A 289-nucleotide genomic window follows, 5' to 3' on the forward strand; every position below is an offset into this window, starting at 1 on the left:
ATCAACCCTTCAATCACTGTTGGGTTGGCAGGGTCAATTTTCCTTAAGCTTTCTGTTGCCTGCCAACGCGTATCACTATCAACCTGTGGCTCATGGATAAGTGCTATCAACCCTTCAATCACTGTTGGGTTGGCAGGGTCAATTTTCCTTAAGCTTTCTGCTGCCACCCTACAAATATCACTATCAACCTGTGGGTCATGGATAAGTGCTATCAACCCTTCAATCACTGTTGGGTTGCCAGGGTCAATTTTTCCTAAGCTTTCTGCCACCTGCCTACGGCTATAACTAT

1 protein-coding gene is annotated in these 289 nt (G+C 45.7%); it reads right to left on the minus strand.

What is annotated here, in order from left to right:
• The coding region (locus ABF638_RS38425; RefSeq protein WP_435027960.1) for a HEAT repeat domain-containing protein at nucleotides 1–289 on the minus strand (289 nt) is incomplete at both ends.

It is taken from the genome of Nostoc sp. CALU 1950 (assembly GCF_051172895.1).
Taxonomy (GTDB): domain Bacteria; phylum Cyanobacteriota; class Cyanobacteriia; order Cyanobacteriales; family Nostocaceae; genus Nostoc; species Nostoc edaphicum_A.